This window comes from Methylobacterium sp. E-012 (genome assembly GCF_057836545.1).
On the sequence record NZ_JBYQEY010000001.1, the window covers coordinates 3,787,036 to 3,804,869 of the forward strand.

General features: G+C 72.3%; 16 protein-coding genes. 9 read left to right on the plus strand and 7 right to left on the minus strand.

Features of this window, described 5'->3' with window-relative positions:
* Positions 1 to 6 precede the first annotated feature (6 nt).
* Positions 7 to 1,335: an Nramp family divalent metal transporter gene (locus tag AC3IF1_RS18330; RefSeq protein WP_489218757.1), complete on the minus strand. Its 1,329-nt coding sequence runs from the start codon at positions 1,333 to 1,335 to the stop codon at positions 7 to 9.
* 155 nt (positions 1,336 to 1,490) lie between these two features.
* On the opposite strand from AC3IF1_RS18330, the gene mntR reads away from it, so the two are divergent.
* From mntR to AC3IF1_RS18345, 3 genes are all read left to right on the plus strand, one after another.
* Positions 1,491 to 1,952, plus strand: a complete 462-nt coding sequence (gene mntR, locus AC3IF1_RS18335) for a manganese-binding transcriptional regulator MntR (RefSeq protein WP_243968246.1) — start codon at positions 1,491 to 1,493, stop codon at positions 1,950 to 1,952.
* Between the two features lie 78 nt (positions 1,953 to 2,030).
* A complete protein-coding gene (locus AC3IF1_RS18340; protein ID WP_489218759.1) occupies positions 2,031 to 2,267 on the plus strand; it encodes a DUF4926 domain-containing protein in 237 nt (78 codons plus the stop codon).
* Positions 2,264 to 2,626, plus strand: a complete 363-nt coding sequence (locus AC3IF1_RS18345; protein ID WP_489218760.1) for a DUF6883 domain-containing protein — start codon at positions 2,264 to 2,266, stop codon at positions 2,624 to 2,626. The genes AC3IF1_RS18340 and AC3IF1_RS18345 overlap by 4 nt, the downstream gene beginning before the upstream one ends.
* A gap of 16 nt (positions 2,627 to 2,642) precedes the next feature.
* On the opposite strand, the gene AC3IF1_RS18350 is transcribed toward AC3IF1_RS18345, so the two are convergent.
* Complete coding sequence (locus tag AC3IF1_RS18350) at positions 2,643 to 3,827, minus strand: zinc-binding metallopeptidase family protein (RefSeq protein ID WP_243968243.1); 1,185 nt, start codon at positions 3,825 to 3,827, stop codon at positions 2,643 to 2,645.
* Positions 3,828 to 4,042: 215 nt separating this feature from the next.
* On the opposite strand from AC3IF1_RS18350, the gene AC3IF1_RS18355 reads away from it, so the two are divergent.
* The 5 genes from AC3IF1_RS18355 to AC3IF1_RS18375 all read left to right on the plus strand — a co-directional run bounded on the left by AC3IF1_RS18355 (position 4,043) and on the right by AC3IF1_RS18375 (position 11,847).
* Positions 4,043 to 7,321 (plus strand): transglutaminase family protein, encoded by a 3,279-nt coding sequence (locus AC3IF1_RS18355; RefSeq protein WP_489218761.1) that lies wholly within the window; start codon positions 4,043 to 4,045, stop codon positions 7,319 to 7,321.
* A gap of 364 nt (positions 7,322 to 7,685) precedes the next feature.
* Entirely contained in the window at positions 7,686 to 10,223 is a 2,538-nt protein-coding gene (locus tag AC3IF1_RS18360) for a circularly permuted type 2 ATP-grasp protein (RefSeq protein WP_489220416.1), read from the plus strand.
* A 70-nt stretch (positions 10,224 to 10,293) separates the two neighbouring features.
* Positions 10,294 to 11,193, plus strand: a complete 900-nt coding sequence (locus tag AC3IF1_RS18365) for a transglutaminase family protein (RefSeq protein WP_489218762.1) — start codon at positions 10,294 to 10,296, stop codon at positions 11,191 to 11,193.
* Between the two features lie 109 nt (positions 11,194 to 11,302).
* Positions 11,303 to 11,527: an antitoxin MazE family protein gene (locus AC3IF1_RS18370; protein ID WP_243968240.1), complete on the plus strand. Its 225-nt coding sequence runs from the start codon at positions 11,303 to 11,305 to the stop codon at positions 11,525 to 11,527.
* A complete protein-coding gene (locus AC3IF1_RS18375) occupies positions 11,524 to 11,847 on the plus strand; it encodes a type II toxin-antitoxin system PemK/MazF family toxin (protein ID WP_243968239.1) in 324 nt (107 codons plus the stop codon). Before AC3IF1_RS18370 ends, AC3IF1_RS18375 begins: the two co-directional genes overlap by 4 nt.
* A gap of 25 nt (positions 11,848 to 11,872) precedes the next feature.
* Here the strand turns inward: AC3IF1_RS18375 and AC3IF1_RS18380 are convergent, their stop codons facing one another.
* The 5 genes from AC3IF1_RS18380 to AC3IF1_RS18400 all read right to left on the minus strand — a co-directional run bounded on the left by AC3IF1_RS18380 (position 11,873) and on the right by AC3IF1_RS18400 (position 15,780).
* Positions 11,873 to 12,484 (minus strand): pyridoxamine 5'-phosphate oxidase family protein, encoded by a 612-nt coding sequence (locus tag AC3IF1_RS18380; protein WP_243968273.1) that lies wholly within the window; start codon positions 12,482 to 12,484, stop codon positions 11,873 to 11,875.
* A 5-nt stretch (positions 12,485 to 12,489) separates the two neighbouring features.
* The gene (locus tag AC3IF1_RS18385) at positions 12,490 to 14,190 is read right to left on the minus strand and encodes a lysine--tRNA ligase (RefSeq protein WP_243968238.1); all 1,701 of its coding nucleotides are present in this window, start codon (positions 14,188 to 14,190) and stop codon (positions 12,490 to 12,492) included.
* A gap of 214 nt (positions 14,191 to 14,404) precedes the next feature.
* Positions 14,405 to 14,536, minus strand: a complete 132-nt coding sequence (locus AC3IF1_RS18390; protein WP_279598349.1) for a hypothetical protein — start codon at positions 14,534 to 14,536, stop codon at positions 14,405 to 14,407.
* Complete coding sequence (locus tag AC3IF1_RS18395; RefSeq protein ID WP_243968237.1) at positions 14,533 to 14,760, minus strand: hypothetical protein; 228 nt, start codon at positions 14,758 to 14,760, stop codon at positions 14,533 to 14,535. Before AC3IF1_RS18395 ends, AC3IF1_RS18390 begins: the two co-directional genes overlap by 4 nt.
* Before the next feature lie 63 nt (positions 14,761 to 14,823).
* Complete coding sequence (locus AC3IF1_RS18400) at positions 14,824 to 15,780, minus strand: transporter substrate-binding domain-containing protein (RefSeq protein WP_489218763.1); 957 nt, start codon at positions 15,778 to 15,780, stop codon at positions 14,824 to 14,826.
* Between the two features lie 44 nt (positions 15,781 to 15,824).
* On the opposite strand from AC3IF1_RS18400, the gene AC3IF1_RS18405 reads away from it, so the two are divergent.
* Positions 15,825 to 17,747, plus strand: a complete 1,923-nt coding sequence (locus tag AC3IF1_RS18405; protein ID WP_489218765.1) for a glycosyltransferase family 2 protein — start codon at positions 15,825 to 15,827, stop codon at positions 17,745 to 17,747.
* Positions 17,748 to 17,834: the final 87 nt, after the last annotated feature.

Here is a 17,834-nt window from a genome sequence, read left to right on the forward strand (position 1 = left end):
GGGCGGCTAGTCCAACCCCGGCACCGGCACCCCGAACGCCGCCGCCAGCAGCACCGCGTTGAGGCCGAGCACGACGGCCGCCCCCGCCACCGCGGCCGCCTGGGTGAGCGGACCGTTGGCGAAGGCCCCCATCACGCTGCGGCGGCGGGTGAACACCACCAGGGCCACCATCGGCACCGGCAGGGCCAGCGACAGCACCACCTGCGACAGGACCAGCGCCCGGGTCGGATCGACCCCGATCGCCACCACCACGAAGGCCGGCAGCATGGTCGCGAGCCGGCGGACGAGGAGCGGGATGTGCCAGCCGGTGAAGCCCTGCATCACCATCTGGCCGGCGAGCGTGCCCACCACCGAGGACGAGATCCCCGAAGCCAGGAGCGACACCAGGAAGGCCGCCCCGGCGGCGGGGCCGAGCAGCGGCGTCAGGGTCCGGTAGGCCTCGCCGATCTCGGCGACCGCGCTGTGGCCGAGATGGAATGCCGCCGCCGCCATGATCACCATGGCGATGTTGACGAGGCCGGCCAGCAGCAGCGCCACCACCACCTCGCGGTTCGAGTAGCGCACCAGCAGGCGCCGGTCGGAATCGTTGCGGGGGCTGCCCCGCCCCTGGGTCAGGCCGGAATGCAGGAACAGGGCGTGCGGCATCACGGTGGCGCCGATGATCCCGACCGCGATGGTCAGCGCCTCCGCGTCCGGGATCCTTGGGGTGACGAGGCCCCGGGCGGCCTCGCCCCAGGCCACCGGCGCCACCAGCAGCTCGACCGCGTAGCAGAGGCCGATCGTGCCGACCATCGCGCCGATGGCGATCTCGAGCGGCCGGAAGCCGCCGTTCTCCAGGAGCAGGATCGCGTAGGTGATCACCGCGGTGACCGCCATCCCGGCCATCAGCGGCAGGCCGGTGAGCAGCGACAGGCCGATGGCGCCGCCTAGGAACTCCGCGAGGTCGGTGGCCATGGCGGCGACCTCGCTGATGCCCCACAGGCCGAGGCGCACCGGGCGGGTCGTCGCGTCCCGGCAATGCTCCGCGAGGTTTTTTCCGGTGACGATCCCGAGCTTGGCCGAGAGCGCCTGGAACAGCATCGCCGTGAGATTGGCGAGCAGCACCACCCAGAGCAGGCCGTAGCCGTAGCGGGCGCCGGCCTGGATGTTGGTGGCGAAGTTGCCGGGGTCCATGTAGGCGATCGACGCCGTCACGGCGGGGCCCGCGAACAGCAGAAACCGGCCCCTTCCCCCCGGCCGTCCGTCGAGGACGTCGCGGATCGCGCCCTCCGCCCGCCCGCTCATCGTCCCCGGGGCGGCGCCCCCCGGGACCGTCGCGGCGTTCGGCGCCTCCATGCTCACCCTCTCGTCAAAGATATAGCCCAAGCTATAATCAGGGTTGGCCGAGCTGGATTCAAGGGGGCATTTGCCGAGCCCGTGGGACTCCCCTCCCATGGCCGGTTCTTGCTAGACAGGGGCGGGGCGGCGCGCGTGCCGAGGGGGGAGAGCCGATGCAGGAACCGTCCGAGCAGGGCGCGCCCGAGACCGTTCTGGTCGATCCCGAGCAGCACGTGGAGAGTTTTCGCCAGGCCCGCGAGGCGCGGCGCTCGGAACTCGTCGAGGATTACGTCGAGCTGATCGACGACCTGATCGGCGATGGCGGCGAGGCGCGGCAGGTGGACATCGCGGCCCGCCTCGGCGTGGCGCAGCCGACCGTCGCCAAGATGCTCAAGCGCCTGTGCGAGGACGGGTTCGTCCAGCAGCGGCCCTATCGCGGCGTGTTCCTGACCGAGGCCGGCCGCCGGCTCGCCGCCCAGGCGCGGGAGCGCCACCGTATCGTCGAGCGCTTCCTGCGGGCGCTGGGGGTGAGCCCCGAGACGGCCCGGCGGGACGCGGAGGGCATCGAGCACCATGTCAGCGCCGAGACCCTCGCGGCCTTCCGCGCCTTCGTGGAGGGGCACGGGGGGGCGTGACGGGCGACGGGCCGCGTTGTGATCGTGGGAGAGGAGATTATCGTGTGTGCCATGCGAGCCCAACTTCCGAAATCGGGCGTGCCGTCGCCGACCGGGGCTGACGCGGATGAGCCGGTCCGTGAACTCGATCGTGTCCGGGTTCTGCGGTCCGTGATCGGCGACGATGATCTGACGGTTCCAGCGGGCGCGACCGGCACCGTCGTGGGGATCTATGCTGACGGTGCGGCGTTCGAGGTCGAGTTCACGGAACCCGTCGACACGCTGGCGACGGTCGATGCCGCCACAGTGTGCCTCGTCGAGCGCGCACTCAGGTGACCGCGGACCAAGAGAATTGGCCGAACCGCTTTCACGTCGCCCCCGCCAAGATCACGGCTTATTTACTCAACGCGAATCACAAGGACGGCGCTGCAAAATGCCGCTTCCTCGCCGCGTTCGGGTTCACGGCACACAACCCGGACGACCTCAGGCAGGCGCTGCTCGGGCATTGCCGCCGGGCGTATTTCCGGGGCGTCCTCCCGGGCTATCAGGCGATCAAGCTCTATTTCGAGGGGCCGCTCGCAGCGCTGATCGGCGTGAGCCCGCAGGTCAGGACCGTCTGGCAGATCGACGATGGCGACCCGTCCAGAACGGCCCGGTTCATCACGCTGAAGCCCCTTCCGCGTCCCCGCCCCTGACGGTGCTCCGCGAGCTTCACCCCGTCGCCGCCGCCACCTTCTGGCGCAAACCCAAAATCACCGCGCGCAGCATCTCGGCCCCGGACTCGCCGTCATCCGGCAGGATCCCGGTGCGGGAGGCGTAGATCCGCTCGTGCACGAAGGCGAGCTTTGCGATTACCGTCGGCGTCAGCTTGAACGGGTAGAGCGCCGGCTGGCCCATGCTGTGGGAGAGCGAGTTGATCGCGTAGGTCAGCGGCAGCCACGCGGCGATCAGCCGGTCGAGATCGGCGTTGTTGTAGGGGTCGAAGTCGATCACGGTCGGCGCCTGCCGCCCGTGGCGCAGGCGCGGGCGCACGTGCAACTCGAAGGTCGAGGCGGTCTCCACCGTGTCGACGATGTGCAGGTAATGCGCGAAGGTCTCGGCGAAATCCTCCCAGGGATGGGCGGTGGCGTAGGCCGAGACGTAGGATTCGTCCCAGTCGGCCGGCGCACCCTTCGCGTAGTGGTCCTGCAGGGCCAGGACGTAGTTCCGGCTCTCGTCGCCGAACAAAGCCCGGAAGGCCCCCATCGTGGGGCCGTTCATGACCAGCAAATACCAAAAATAATGCCCGATCTCGTGGCGGAAATGGCCGAGCAGGGTGCGGTAATGCTCGCCGAACAGGATCCGGCGGCGCTCCCGCTCGACGTCGTCGGCCTCGGCGATGTTCATGGTGATCAGGCCGTTGATGTGGCCCGTCAGCACCGGCGGCCCGCCGGAAAAGCTCTCGGACGGGTCGACCAGGAAATCGAAGGCCAGCCCGTCCGTGTACTGGGCGCGGGTGGCCAGCGGCAGGTTTAGGCGCAGCAGCGAGTAGAACAGCCGGTGCTTGGCGGCCTCGACCGGGCGCCAGCGGGCGAGGTTCCAGGGCTGCGCCAGGTCCGGCACCACCCGGTTGTGGCGGCAGGCGGTGCAGTAGATGTCGGGGTCGTCCTCCGGCACCAGCCAGTTGCAGGCCCCCGAGAGGGCGTTGTTGCACAACCGGTAGCGCCGGCCGGGATCCGCGTAGGCGTGGAACACCGGGGCGCCGCCCATGAGCGGATGGGCCGAGTGGCCCTGCGGCTCCAGGGCCGAGACTTCGTGGACCGCGCAGACATAGCCCAGACGCCGGGCGCAGCTCTCGCAGGCGGTCGCCTCGAAGGTGACCGGCTGGTCGCAAGCCTGGCACTGGAAGATCTTCATCGTGCGGTCCCGGGCCGGCAGCGGGCCCACTGGGCGGTCAAGCGGGGCCGGGCAGCAAAGTTCCGGCCGGCGCGCGGCGGCGGAAGGGCGCCGCATGGAAATTGCTTGTCACGCGGTCTGTGTCGCATAACCGCCCGGCGGGGGCCGGCGTTCGGCCCGCCGCGGCGCCCGGGACCGGCGACGAGACCGCGTTCGATCCTTCCGATGGAGCCATCGTGTCGATCAAAGCTGCCCTGCACCACGTCACCCATTACCGCTACGACCGGCCGATCAGCCTCGGTCCCCAGGTGATCCGCCTGCGCCCGGCCCCGCACGCGCGCACCAAGGTCCCGGCCTACGCGCTCAAGGTGACCCCCGCCAACCACTTCCTGAACTGGCAGCAGGACCCGAGCGGCAACTGGCTCGCCCGCCTCGTCTTCCCGGAGAAGGCCGACGAGCTCAAGATCGAGGTCGATCTCACCGCCGACATGGCGGTGATCAACCCGTTCGACTTCTTCGTCGAGGATTACGCCCAGACCCACCCCTTCGCCTACGATCCCGACCTCGCGGAGGAACTGGCGCCCTACCGCGCCCTGGTCGACGCGGACGGCCCCGAGATGGAGGCGCTCCTCGCCCGGCTCCCGGAGGAGCCCAACACCGTCCTGTTCCTGGTGGCGCTCAACGGCCTGATCGCCGGCGAGATCGCCTACGGCGTCCGCATGGAGCCGGGCGTCCAGACGCCAGCCGAGACCCTGCGCCTCAAGAGCGGCTCCTGCCGGGACTCGGCCTGGCTGCTCGTGCAGGTGCTGCGCCGGATCGGCCTCGCCGCCCGGTTCGTCTCCGGCTACCTGCTCCAGCTCGTCCCCGACACCACCGCGGTCGACGGCCCGACCGGCGCGTCGGCGGACTTCACCGACCTGCACGCCTGGGCGGAGGTCTACCTGCCGGGCGCCGGCTGGGTCGGCCTGGACGCCACCTCGGGGCTGCTCACCGGCGAGGGCCACATCCCGCTGGCCGCCACGCCGCATTACCGCTCGGCGGCGCCGATCTCGGGGGCGATGGAGCCGGCCGAGACCACCTTCGACTTCGCGATGCGCATCACCCGGGTCGCCGAGACGCCGCGGATCACCAAGCCGTTCTCGGAGGCGGTCTGGGCGTCCATGGACGCGCTCGGCGAGCGGGTCGACGCCGACCTCGCGGCGCAGGACGTGCGCCTGACCATGGGCGGCGAGCCGACCTTCGTGTCGGTGGACGATTTCGAATCGCCCGAATGGACCATCGCCGCCGTCGGCCCGACCAAGCGCGGCCGCGCCGACCAGCTGATCCGGCGCCTGCGCGACCGGTTCGGCCCGGGCGGCCTGCTCCATTACGGCCAGGGCAAGTGGTATCCCGGCGAGAGCCTGCCCCGCTGGGCCTTCGCCCTGTACTGGCGCAAGGACGGCAAGCCGATCTGGACGGACCCGGCCCTGATCGCCCCCGAGATGGCCGCGGGGGAGGCGGGCACCGCCACCATCGCGCAGGCCCGGGCGCTCGCCGACGCGCTGGCCCGCCGCCTCGGCCTGTCGGACTACGTGATCCCGGCCTTCGAGGACGGCGACCTCTGGGAGAAAAAGACCGCCGAACTGCCGGTCAACGTCACGCCGGCCGCGGCCCGGTCCGGCTCGGTGGAGTTCGACGCGCGGATCCAGCGGGTCTATGCCCGCGGCCTCGGGGAGCCGGCGGGCTACGTCCTGCCGCTGGCGAGCCTGCCCACCGGCAAGGACGGCGATGCCGACCGGGTCTGGATCTCGGAGATGTGGGACTTCCGCCGGGGCCAGGCCTTCCTGGTGCCGGGCGATTCGCCCCTCGGCTTCCGGCTGCCCCTGTCGTCCCTGCCCTACGTGCCGCCCGAGCACTATCCCTACTACCAGCCCCAGGACCCCCTGGAGCCCCGCGGCCCGCTCGCCGGTGACCCGATGGCCAGGACCGTCGTCAACGGGGCCGGCATCACCGGCGTCGCGGTGCGCACCGCGCTGGCGATCGAGCCCCGGGACGGGATCGTGCGGGTGTTCATGCCGCCGACCCAGCGGGCCGACGAGTATCTCGAACTCGCCGCCCATCTCGAGGCGGCCGCCGCCGGATTGAAGCTGCCGATCCACATCGAGGGCTACGAGCCGCCCTACGACCCGCGCATCGGCCTGATCAAGGTCACCCCCGATCCGGGCGTGATCGAGGTCAACGTCCACCCGGCCGCCTCCTGGCGCGAGGCGGTGGCGATCACCACCGACCTCTACGCCGAGGCCCGGCAGACCCGGCTCGGCGCGGAAAAATTCATGGTCGACGGGCGCCATACCGGCACCGGCGGCGGCAACCACGTGGTCATGGGCGGCGTCACCCCAGACGATTCGCCGTTCCTGCGCCGGCCCGACCTGCTGAAGAGCCTCGTGCTCTACTGGCAGCGCCACCCGGCGCTCTCGTACCTGTTCTCGGGCCTCTATATCGGCCCGACCAGCCAGGCCCCGCGCATGGACGAGGCCCGCCACGACGGGCTCTACGAGCTCGAGATCGCGCTGGCCCAGATCCCGGCCCCCGACACGCCCAACATCCCGCGCTGGCTGGTCGACCGGGTGTTCCGCAACATCCTGGTCGACGTCACCGGCAACACCCACCGGTCCGAGATCTGCATCGACAAGCTCTACTCCCCGGATGGGCCCACCGGCCGCCTCGGCCTGCTGGAGTTCCGGGCCTTCGAGATGCCCCCGGACGCCCGCATGAGCCTCGCCCAGCAGCTGCTGCTGCGGGCGCTGGTGGCGTGGCTGTGGCGCGAGCCGCAGACCGGGGGTTGTGTCCGCTGGGGCACGAACCTCCACGATCGCTTCATGCTCCCGCATTTCCTCTGGTCCGACTTCCTCTCGGTGCTGGAGGATCTGCGGGTGGCGGGCTACGCTTTCGATCCGGTCGCCTTCGAGGCGCAGGCCCTGTTCCGCTTCCCCGTCTTCGGCACGGTCGAGCAGGGCGGGGTCCGGATGGAGCTGCGCCAGGCGCTGGAGCCCTGGCACGTGATGGGCGAGGAAGGGACCAGCGGGGGCACCGTGCGCTTCGTCGACAGCTCGGTCGAGCGACTGCAGGTCAAGGTCGAGGGCTTCGTGCCCGGGCGGCACGTCATCGCCTGCAACGGCCGCCGCCTGCCCATGGCCGGCACCGGCCGCGGCGGCGAGGCCGTGGCGGGCCTGCGCTTCAAGGCGTGGCAGCCGGCCTCCTCCCTGCACCCGACGATCCCGGCCCATTCGCCCCTGACCTTCGACATCCTGGATGCCTGGAGCGGGCGGTCCCTCGGCGGCTGCCGCTACCACGTCGCCCATCCGGGCGGCCGGAACTACGAGACCCACCCGGTCAACGCCTACGAGGCGGAGGGAAGGCGCCTCGCCCGCTTCGAGCCCCTCGGCCACACGCCGGGACGGGTCGAGATGCCGCGTGCCGAGGCCAGCGCCGAGTTCCCGCTGACCCTCGACCTGCGGACACCGGTCCCGCAATGATCCCCGATGTTCAGGCATCCGGGTCGGGATCGTGGTCCGGTCGATGGAGGGGGCAGACCAGACCTCCTACGCGCCCTCCCTCCCCCGTCTGCGGGGGAGGATGGCCCGGCCGTCAGGCCGGGTCGGGAGAGGGCAACCCGGCTTCCGAAGAGGGCGCAACCTTCATGCAGGCCGGTGCCTCGTTCTGCAGCGTCGCTCCCCCCTTGCGGGACTTCGTCCCGACCCGACTCCCTTCGGGGGCCTCCCTCCCCCGCACAGGGGGGAAGGAGGGCGCGTGGGGGCTCCGGACCGCCTCAACGATGAGCGGACTGCGCTCCCGAACCCGGTGTGTGGATCCGCGAGCCGCAATGACCGGGGGGCCGTGATGGAGGCGGCGCTCGCGGCAAGCCTCGCCCGGGCCGAGCCGGCGGAGGACCCGCGGGCGCGCGTCGCCCGCTGGACGGCGGATTACCGCCCCGCCCCGGGCCGGCCGGACGAGTTTTTGGGCCCGGACGGCCAGCCCCGCGGGGCGTGGCCGCGCCTGCTCGACCAGCTCGGCGGCCTCACGGAGCCGGAGATCACGGCCCGCTTCGTCGCGGCGGAGCGGCACATCCGGGACGCGGGCATCTCCTTCCGCATCGCCGGGGACCAGCGCGAGCACCCCTGGCCGCTCGGCTGCCTGCCCCTGGTGATCGAGGGGGCGGAGTGGGAGGCGCTGAGCGCCGGCATCGTCCAGCGCGCGGAACTGATGGAGGCGATCCTCGCCGACGTCTACGGCCCGGGCCGGCTGGTCGAGGAGGGGCTCCTGCCCGCCGCGATCGTGGCCGGCACCCCCGAGTTCCTGCACCCGCTCCACGGCGTCGTCCCCCCGGGGGGCCATTACCTGAAGCTCTACGCCGCCGATCTCGGCCGGGGTCCGGACGGGCGCTGGCAGGTGCTGGCCGACCGCACTCAGGCGCCCTCGGGCCTCGGCTGGGCGCTGGAGAACCGCATGGTCCTGGCCCGGACCTTCCCGGACTTCTTCCAGGATCTCCATGTCGAGCGCCTGCCGGCCTTCTTCCAGGCGTTCCGCGACGGGCTGGCGCTCGGGGCCGAGCGCGCGGACCCGCGGATCTGCCTGCTGACCTCGGGCCCCTACAGCAGCACCTATGTCGAGCAGGCGGCGCTCGCCCGCTATCTCGGCCTGATGCTGGTGGAGGGGGACGACCTCGTCATGCAGGACGGCCGCCTGCACGTGCGCACCGTCTCGGGCCTGAAGCGGGCCGACGCCCTGTGGCGGCGGATCGACGCCGACTTCCTCGATCCCCTGGAGCTGAACCCGGCCTCGCGGCTCGGCGTGCCGGGCATCCTCGACGCCCTGCGCAACGGCTCCCTGGTGATGGCCAACATGCCGGGCTCGGGGCTGGTCGAGTCGGCGGCGCTCGCCCCGTATCTCGACGGCATCGCCCGCCGGCTGCGGGGCGAGCCCCTGCGGCTCGGCCACCCCCGGGCGTGGTGGTGCGGCGACCTGGAGGGCCTCGCCCACGCGCAGGCCAATCTCGACAGCCTGATCCTGCGCCCGGCCGCCACGCCCCAGCGGGGGGCGGGGCGCGACGCGATCCTGGCGGGCCCGGCCCTGGCGGCGGAGCGCGCGCAGGTCGTGGCGGCCCTGCGCGACCGGCCCTTCGACTACGTCGCCCAGGAGGCGGCGCCGCTCTCGACCATGCCGGGCTGGGAGCGCGGGGCGGACGGCCTCACCCTCGTGCCCCGCCCCTTCGTGGTCCGCGTCTTCGCCACCCGGACGCCGCTCGGCTGGCAGGTGATGCCGGGGGGCTTCTGCCGCGTCTCGGAGGGGGCGGATGTCGACCCGATCGAGATGCGGCTCGGCATCCGCTCCGCGGATGTCTGGGTGCTGTCGGAGAAGCCGGTCGCCGCGCCCCTGATCGGATCGCACGCGGCCCCGCGGGTGCGGCGGGTCGGCGGCCACCTGCCCGCCCGGGCCGCCGACGGCCTGTTCTGGCTCGGCCGCTACCTGGAGCGCGCCGAGGCGGTGATGCGGCTGGTGCTGGCCCATCTGCGCAGCGTCGGCGACGCGGTCGGGGCCGACATCTCCGGCGCCCTCGACACCCCGGCGGCCCTGGCGCTGCGCGCCCTCCTGCACGAATGGGGCGCCACCGGCGCGGCCGACCTGCCCACCGCCCGCCTCGCCCAGGAGGCCCTGGCCGGGCGCGAGCGCGCGGGCTCGGCCCGCGCCCACATCGTCTCGGCCCGCCGCAACGTCGCCGCCCTGCGCGCCCGGCTCTCCGGCGAGGCCTGGCGGGTGCTCGCCGACCTGAACGAGCTCCTGTCCCTCGATCCCGATCGGGCGCTGACCGAATCGCAGCTCGCCGGCCGCGCCGAGCGGGCGCTGAGCCACCTCGCGGCGCTCTCCGGCCTCACCCACGAGAACATGAGCCGGGCGGAGGGCTGGCACTTCGTCGAACTCGGCCGGCGGATCGAGCGGGCGATCAACACCTGCACCTTCGCGCTGGCCTTCGCCAACGACGAGGCGACCCCGGGCTGCCTCGGGGTGATGCTGTCGCTCTGCGATTCGCAGATCAGCTACGGGCGGCGCTACCTGCAGGGGGCGGCCCTCGACCCGGTGCGCGACATGGTGGTGCTCGACCCCTACAACCCGCGCTCGATCGCCTTCCAGGCGGAGGCGATCGCCCGGCACCTCGACGACCTGCCGGCGCTCTCGGCCGACGGCATCCCCGAGCCGCATCGCCGCCTCGCCTCCCGGATCCTGGCGGAGCTGCGCAGCGGCGAGGCCGCCGATTTCGACGCCGTGCGCCTCACCGCCCTGGAGACCGACCTGGAGCGCCTCGCCGACGGCATCGCGGCGCGCTACTTCCCCACCGGGCCGAATGCCCTGCGCCCCGAGAAGCTGACGGGACTGGCTTGATGACCTGCGCCGGCAACGCCCTCGCCACGGGGACGGTCTGCAGCCCCTGCCGCGCCGCGCGGCCGCCGGGATGATCTACACGCTGCGCCACCGCACCACCTACCGCTACGGCAGGGCGGTGCGCTTCGCCCGCTGCGCCCTGCGGCTCAAGCCGCAGGACGGCGAGGGGCAGAGCGTGCTGGCGAGCGCCGTCACCATCGACCCGAGCCCGACCACGGCGGTGATGCGCCGGGACTATTTCGGGATCGACGCGATGGCGATCACCCTGGAGGTGCCCCACACCACCTTCAGCGTCGAGGCGCTCTCCACCGTGCGGGTCGAGCGCCCGACCCCGCCGCCGCCGGAATCCGGGATGGCCTGGGAGCGGGTCCGCGACGCCGTGGTGGCCGGGCGCGAGCTCGGCGGCCGGGCGCCGGTGCACTTCCTGTTCCCGACCGGCCGGGTGCCGCTGCTGCCTGCGGTGACCGACTATGCCAGGCCGAGTTTCGCGCCCGGCCGCAGCGCCTACGGGGCGGCCCACGACCTGATGCTGCGGATCGGCGCCGATTTCCGCTTCGATTCCAAGGCCACCACCGTCTACACGCCGCTCGCCGAATCCTTCGCCCTACGGGCCGGGGTCTGCCAGGACTTCGCCCACGTGATGATCGCCGCCCTGCGGGGCATGGGCCTGCCGTCCGCCTATGTCAGCGGCTACCTGCGCACCGTGCCGCCGCCGGGCCGCCCGCGCCTGCGCGGGGCGGATGCGAGCCACGCCTGGGTGGCGGTCTGGTGCGGCGCGGGCTGGCTCGGCCTCGACCCGACCAACGGCGTGGCCGTGCGCGACGACCACATCGTGGTGGCGCGGGGCCGCGATTACGGCGACGTCGCCCCCGTCGACGGCATCGTCAGCGGCTCGGGCAAGCAGCGCCTCAAGGTCGAGGTCGACGTGATCCCGGATACCGAGACGCAGGATCTCGCGCTGGTGGGGTGAGACGGCGTCCGGCTACGAAAACGCGACGGGCCGCGTCTTCGCCCTCCTCGCCTTGACGGAGTTCGACCCGCGTTCTTACATGTTACATGTAACTGGATGCGAGACTCGGATGGGCACGCCGGTCGTCGAGAGAGTTCGGAAGCGTCGAGAGGCATTGCGCGCGGCCGGGCTTCGGCCGGTGCAGATCTGGGTTCCGGACTCGAGCCAGCCAGGTTTCGCCGAGGAATGCCGGCGCCAGTCGTTGCTGGTGGCGGAGGCCGATGCGGCCGATGACGAACTGAACGCCTTCCTCGACGCCGCGCTCGCCGATCTCGACGATCCGGCCGAGCCGTGAAACGCGGCGATCTCGTCACCGTCGCCATGGCGGGGGATTTCGGAAAGCCGCGTCCGGCACTCGTGATCCAGGCTGACACCTTCGTGCAGACCAACTCGGTGACGGTCCTGCTGCTCTCGTCGACGCAAGTGGATGCCCCGCTGATCCGGCTGTCCGTGCAGCCAACACCCCAAAACGGCTTGAAAAGGCCGTCTCAGGTCCAGATCGACAAGGTCATGACGGTCAGGCGGGCGAAAGTCGGGCCGCCGATCGGGCGGCTCGATGACGTGACCCTGTTGGCCGTGACGCGGTTACTCGCGCTATTTCTCGGCGTCGCATAGCGTCGGCGGCTGCCGAACCCAGTCCTCACCACATCGTCTTCGCCGCCCGCTCCGGCCATTCCGCGTCGTAGCGCTGGCCGCCGATCTCTCCGGCGGTGAGCGCCGCAAGGATCGCCCCCGGGCTCGGCAGGCGTGCCGGATCGACGTGGGCGTCCGGATCCCAGAGTCGCGCCCGGATGATTGCCCTTGCGCACTGGAAGTAGATCTCGTTCACCGTGATCACGAGGGCCGTGCGCGGCGCGTGGCCGTCGACGCTGAAGGACGCCAGCAGATCCGGATCGGCCGAGATCAGGGCCGTGCCGTTCACCCGCAGGGTCGTGCCCGAGCCGGGGATCAGGAACAGCAGCGCCACCCGGGGATCGCGCACGATGTTGCGCAGGGAATCGATCCGGTTGTTGCCGCGCCGGTCGGGCAGGATCAGCGTGCGCGGATCGGCGACCCGCACGAAGCCCGGGCCGTCCCCGCGCGGGCTGCAATCGAGTCCCTCGGGACCGCTCGTCGCCAGCACCGCGAAGGGCGAGGCGGCGATCAGCGCCGCGTAATCCGGTGTGACCGTGGCCGCCACCTTGGCGGTGGAGGCGGGCGCCGGGGGCGTGTGGTAGATCGCCTCCAGCGCCGCGAGGCTGTCGATGATCACCCCGCTCACGCGACCGTCCCGCCGGCCGCGAAGGCTTCGTGCTCGGCCACCAGGGCGCCGGACAGGGCGGCGTCGATCAGCGCGCGGGTTTCCGCCACCCCGTAGAGCGCCACGAAGGAGCCGAAGCGCGGGCCCCGGGCCTCGCCGAACAGCACGTTGTACAGGCTCGTGAACCACGCCTGCGACACGCCGGGCCGCCCGTCCGGGCTCTTGGCCTTGCCGGACGTGTCGGGGAAGTGGCGCCGCCCGACCTCGTAGACCGCCGCCTGCAGGGCCTCCGGATCGGTGGAGCCGGCATGGCCCTCGAGCGTCTCCGAGAGATCCGCCAGGGCCGCCCGCTCCTCGGGCGTCGGTTCCCGGTAGGTCTTGGCGGGCCGCACGAAATCCGAAAAGTACTTCAGCGCGTGGACCACCAGCCGGTCGAGGCCCGGATGGGTCTCCGGCCCGGTCTGCGGCGCGTAGCGGCGGATGAAGCCCCACAGCACGGCCGGATCCTCGGTGTTGGCCACCGCGGCGAGGTTGAGCAGCATCGCGAAGGTCAGGCTCGCGCCCTCGACCCGCTCGGGCTCGGGCGGTTTGCCGGCGTGCAGGTGCCAGACCGGGTTGCCGAGCCGGAGCTTGGCGTCCTGGCCGGCATAGCGGTCGAGGAAGCCGATATACTCGTCCACGTGACGCGGGATCACGTCGAAGAACAGCCGCTTGGCCTCGCGGGGCTTGTTGTACATGAACAGGGCGAGCGAGTCCGGCGTGCCGTATTTCAGCCAGTCGTCGATGGTCAGGCCGTTGCCCTTCGACTTCGAGATCTTCTGGCCCTTCTCGTCGAGGAAGAGTTCGTAGTTGAAGCCCTCCGGGGGCTCGCCGCCGAGCGCCCGGGCGATCCTGCCGGAGAGCTTGACCGAATCGATCAGGTCCTTGCCGGCCATTTCGTAATCGACGCCCAGCGCCACCCAGCGCATCGCCCAGTCGGGCTTCCATTGCAGCTTGGCGTGGCCGCCGGTCACCGGGGTCTCGTAGCGCTCGCCCGTGGCGGGATCACGCCACACGATGGTGCCGCTCTGCGCCTTCACCGCGTCGATCGGCACCTGCATCACGTGGCCGGTGACCGGGTGGAGCGGCAGGAACGGGGAGTAGCTCGCCGAGCGCTCGGCGCGCAGGGACGGCAGCATGATCTCCATCACGGAATCGTAGCGCTCCAGCACCCGCAGTAGCACCGCGTCGAACCGGCCCGCCCTGTAGTAGTCGGTGGCCGAGGCGAATTCGTAGGCGAAGCCGAAGGCGTCGAGGAAGCGGCGCAGCTCGGCGTTGTTGTGCGCCCCGAAGCTGTCATGGGTGGAAAACGGGTCCGGCACCCGGGTCAGCGGCTGGTTGAGATGGGCGGTGAGCATCGCCCGGTTCGGGACGTTGTCGGGGACCTTACGCAGCCCGTCCATGTCGTCCGAGAAGGCGAGCAGCCGGGTCGGCACCGCGTCGCGGGTCAGAACCCGGAAGGCGTGCCGCACCATGGAGGTGCGGGCGACCTCCCCGAAGGTGCCGATATGCGGCAGCCCCGAGGGGCCGTAGCCGGTCTCGAACAGCACCTCGGTCTTGCCCGATTTCTCCAGCCGCGCCACGAGCTTGCGCGCCTCCTCGAAGGGCCAGGCGGCGGCGTTGGCGGCGGCCTCGATGGTGTCGGGGTCGAGGGTCAGGGCTGGGGGCGCGGCTTGCATGTCTTTTGGGATGAACGCGATGTGGACGCGCGCACCCTAGAGCGGTTCGCACCGGAGCGGAACGCCCGGCGGTGCAATGCGAAGACCCGCTCACCCGCAGGCGCCCTGTTGCGGGCGTGTCGCTCAAGCTATCGGCCGCCGCGCCGTGTGCCGGATGCTGCGCACGATGACTTCATCGGAACCGACGCGATAGGTCTGATGTAGGGGTAAGGTGTCACGACGATGCGCCGAATGCCACGCCGGTCAGTCGTCTGGCGGCGTCGGCACCCGCCGGATGATGGCGCGTGATATCGGCCAGCACGTGATCGAGCTGGCGCGCGGCGGTGCGGGTCAGCCGCAGCCTCACAGGCCATACTTCGCCCAGATGGCGCGGACTTCCGCATCGGTGGCATATTCGCCGCGGGCCTCCTCGGCGTCGGCTTCGTCCTGCTCCGCCGCCTCCTCCGGGGTGAACTGGTAGACCGAGTCCTCATCCCCCACGAAGGCCAGCATCAGGCGCGCGATCGCGTCCTCCAGGTCCGGAGACAGGTCGCGCGCCTTCGCCACGGCCTGTTCGAGAAGATCCGTCATGGTGCCTCCGACAGCCGAAGCCCGGCGGGCAGGGTTCCCGATTCCCCGCCGCGATGAAAGCCCTCAGAACGGGCTCACCGGGAAGAACCGCAGGTACAGTTCGGTGTACTTCCCGTCGTCCCAGACCCGCTGCAGCGCGTCGTCCAGCGCCCGGGACAGGGCCGCGTCCTCCTGGCGGGTGATCAGGCCGATCCCCTCGCCGAAATAGCGGTTCTCCAGGTAGTCGCCGCCGGTGAGCGCGCAGCACGCGTCCGCCTCCTGGCCGCCGACATAGAGGGCGAGGTTGAGGCCGTCGGCGAAGAGGTAGTCGATCTCGCCGCGCTTGAGCGCGCCCTCGGCCGCCGCAAGATCGGTGAAGTCCTTCGGGACGGCCTTCGGGAAGAACGCCTTGAGGTAGGCCGCGTGGGCGCTGTTGTCGATCACGCCGACGCTCCGGCCGGCGAGCGCCGCCGCCGAGGGGAGCGGCAGGCCCCTGTCGGCCCGGGCGGCGAAGCGGGCCGGCCACCGGAAATACGGCCGGGTCGTCAGGAATTTCTCCCGCAGCTTCGCCGTCAGGGGGATCGCCGCCGCGACCACGTCGCCCTGCTTGCCGTCCAGCGCGTCGAGCAGGGTGTCGAAGCGGCGCGCCTGCACCGTGCAGGGGATCGTCAGCTTCTCGCAGACGGCCCGGGCGAGCTCGACCACGAAACCCGTCGGGTTGCCGTCGGGGCCGGCGAAGTGCAGCGGCGGGAACTCGTCGTCGGTGAGGAAGCGGACCGCCCGGCCGGTCTGGGGCGCCTCCACCCGCTCGCCGCGGCTGCGCGGGTTCCAGAAATCCGGGACCGTGACGGCGGGGGTGCCAGGGGTGGCACTCTGCGGCTCCGGCTCCGGCGGCGCGGCGGCGGCGGGGCGCGGTCCGGTGCAGAGGGCGGCGGCGACCACGACCGCCGCGACCCGCCATGGGAATCCTGTCCGCCCGCCTCTTGACGGCGGGGCGGGGGCGGTGCTCCTCTCGGAGCGCGGGGCTGGGGACTGGCTCACCCCCCTCCTCTATCACGACCTGGGGCCACCGGGGGAGCGCCGGCGTGCCGTTCCAGCCTCCCCACGCGTTGCCGCCGGAGATCGCGTTCCTGCGCGCCGAGGGCGTGGACGGGCGGTTGCTGGACCGGGCGGCCGCCGACGCGGCCGCGGCCGGCACCGACGCGGCGACCGCGCTCCTGAATGCCGGCCTGATGGACGAGGCGGCGTATTATCGGGCCCTGGCCCGGGCGCTCGGCACCCCCTACCTCGACGGGCCGATCCCGTTCGGCCCGGGCCTGCGCTTCCCCGAGAGCCTGGTCGCCGGTCTCGCGCCCCTGGCGCTCGGGTCGGTTGTCCCGTCGGTTGTCCCCTGCGTGCTGGCGCCCCGCGGCCGGGTGATCGCCGACCTGCTCGATCGCCCGCGCCGGACCGGCCTGCTGGCCCTGACCAGCCCGACCCACCTGCGCGAGGCCGTGTTCGCCGCGATCCCCGGGCAGGTGGCGGATCACGCGGCCAACGACCTGGCGCGGCACGCGCCCGAGCGCGCGACCGCGCGGGAGCCGGCCTACTGGGGGCTGCTGGTCCTCGCCCTCGCCCTCGCCGCGGGGCTCTGCCTGTGCGCGGCGCTCCCGGCGCCCCTCGCCCGCGCGGTGCTGCTGGCCGGGCAGAGCCTGTTCCTGGCCATGACGACCTTCCGCATCGCCGCCCTGGTGATCGCAGCCCCGGTGACGGCCGAGGCGCCGCCCCTCGCCGACGCCGACCTCCCAGTCTACACGATCCTCGTCCCCCTCCACCGGGAGGCGGCGGTGGTGCCGGCCCTGCTCCGGGCGCTGGCGGCCCTCGACTATCCCCCGGCCAAGCTCGACATCAAGCTGCTGCTGGAGGCCGGCGACCGGGAGACCCGGGCGGCGCTCGCCCGCGTGCCCCTGCCCGCCCGGTTCGAGGTGATCACGGTGCCGCCGGGCGGCCCGCGCACCAAGCCGCGGGCGCTCAACGCCGCCCTGCCGCTCGCCCGCGGGGACCTGCTCACCGTCTACGACGCCGAGGACGCCCCCGATCCCGGGCAGCTGCGGCTGGCCGCCGCGCTGTTCGCGCGCCTGCCCGAGCGGACCGCCTGCCTCCAGGGCCGGCTCGTGATCGACAATGCCGGCGATTCCTGGCTCAGCCGCGCCTTCGCCCTGGAATATGCCGGCCTGTTCGACGTGCTGAACCCGGCGCTCGCGCGGTGCGGCCTGCCGGTCCCCCTCGGCGGCACCTCGATGCACCTGCGCACCCGGGTGCTGCGGGCCCTGCGCGGCTGGGACCCCGCGAACGTGACCGAGGACGCCGATCTCGGGATCCGGCTGGCGCTCGCGGGCTACACGGTCGGCGACCTGCCGAGCGCGACCATCGAGGAGGCGCCCGCCCGGTTCGGGCCATGGCTCGCCCAGCGCACCCGCTGGCTGAAGGGCCTGGTCCAGACCAGCCTCACCCACGGGCGCCATCCGCTGGCCAATGCGCGCCGCCTCGGGGCGTTGGACATGCTCTGCGCCGTGGCCCTGGTTCCGGGCACCGTGGCCTCGGCGCTGGCCTATCCGGTGTGCCTCGCCGCGGCGGCTTGGGCCTTCCTGGTCCGCGAGATCCCGGCCGCCCCCGTCTTCCTCGACAATCTCGCCACGGGGCTCGCGATCACCCTGTTCGGGACCGGGCTCGTCGCCCTGATCCTCCCGGCCCTGCTCGGCTGCGCCCGGCGCGGCTGGGGCGACCTCGCCCAATCGGTCCCGTTGATGCCCGCCTATTTCCTCCTGGTCAGCGTGGCGGCGTGGCTGGCGCTGATCGAGCTGGTCCGCGCCCCCGAGCGCTGGAACAAGACCCCGCACGGCCTGGCGCGCACGTCCCGGAGCGGCCGGCTGCGACCCGTGCGCGCCGTCCCGGCAACCGTCCTTCGGGACGAGGCCCCGGGTCACACCCGCGGGCAGCCCCCGGCGCGGGATCGCGCGTTCTCATGATCTGCATCCGCCCGGCGCGCTGAATCCGGCGCGACACTTCCAGCGTAACACTTGCCGCGTAACACTTGCCGCGCAACACTTGCGGCT

Excerpts from the sequence above, each read along its gene's own strand:
- AC3IF1_RS18330 (WP_489218757.1), bottom strand. The coding sequence starts at position 1,335 with ATGGAGGCGCCGAACGCCGCGACGGTCCCGGGGGGCGCCGCCCCGGGG.
- mntR (WP_243968246.1), top strand. The coding sequence starts at position 1,491 with ATGCAGGAACCGTCCGAGCAGGGCGCGCCCGAGACCGTTCTGGTCGAT.
- AC3IF1_RS18350 (WP_243968243.1), bottom strand. The coding sequence starts at position 3,827 with ATGAAGATCTTCCAGTGCCAGGCTTGCGACCAGCCGGTCACCTTCGAG.
- AC3IF1_RS18360 (WP_489220416.1), top strand. The coding sequence starts at position 7,686 with ATGGAGGCGGCGCTCGCGGCAAGCCTCGCCCGGGCCGAGCCGGCGGAG.
- AC3IF1_RS18365 (WP_489218762.1), top strand. The coding sequence starts at position 10,294 with ATGATCTACACGCTGCGCCACCGCACCACCTACCGCTACGGCAGGGCG.
- AC3IF1_RS18370 (WP_243968240.1), top strand. The coding sequence starts at position 11,303 with ATGGGCACGCCGGTCGTCGAGAGAGTTCGGAAGCGTCGAGAGGCATTG.
- AC3IF1_RS18385 (WP_243968238.1), bottom strand. The coding sequence starts at position 14,190 with ATGCAAGCCGCGCCCCCAGCCCTGACCCTCGACCCCGACACCATCGAG.
- AC3IF1_RS18395 (WP_243968237.1), bottom strand. The coding sequence starts at position 14,760 with ATGACGGATCTTCTCGAACAGGCCGTGGCGAAGGCGCGCGACCTGTCT.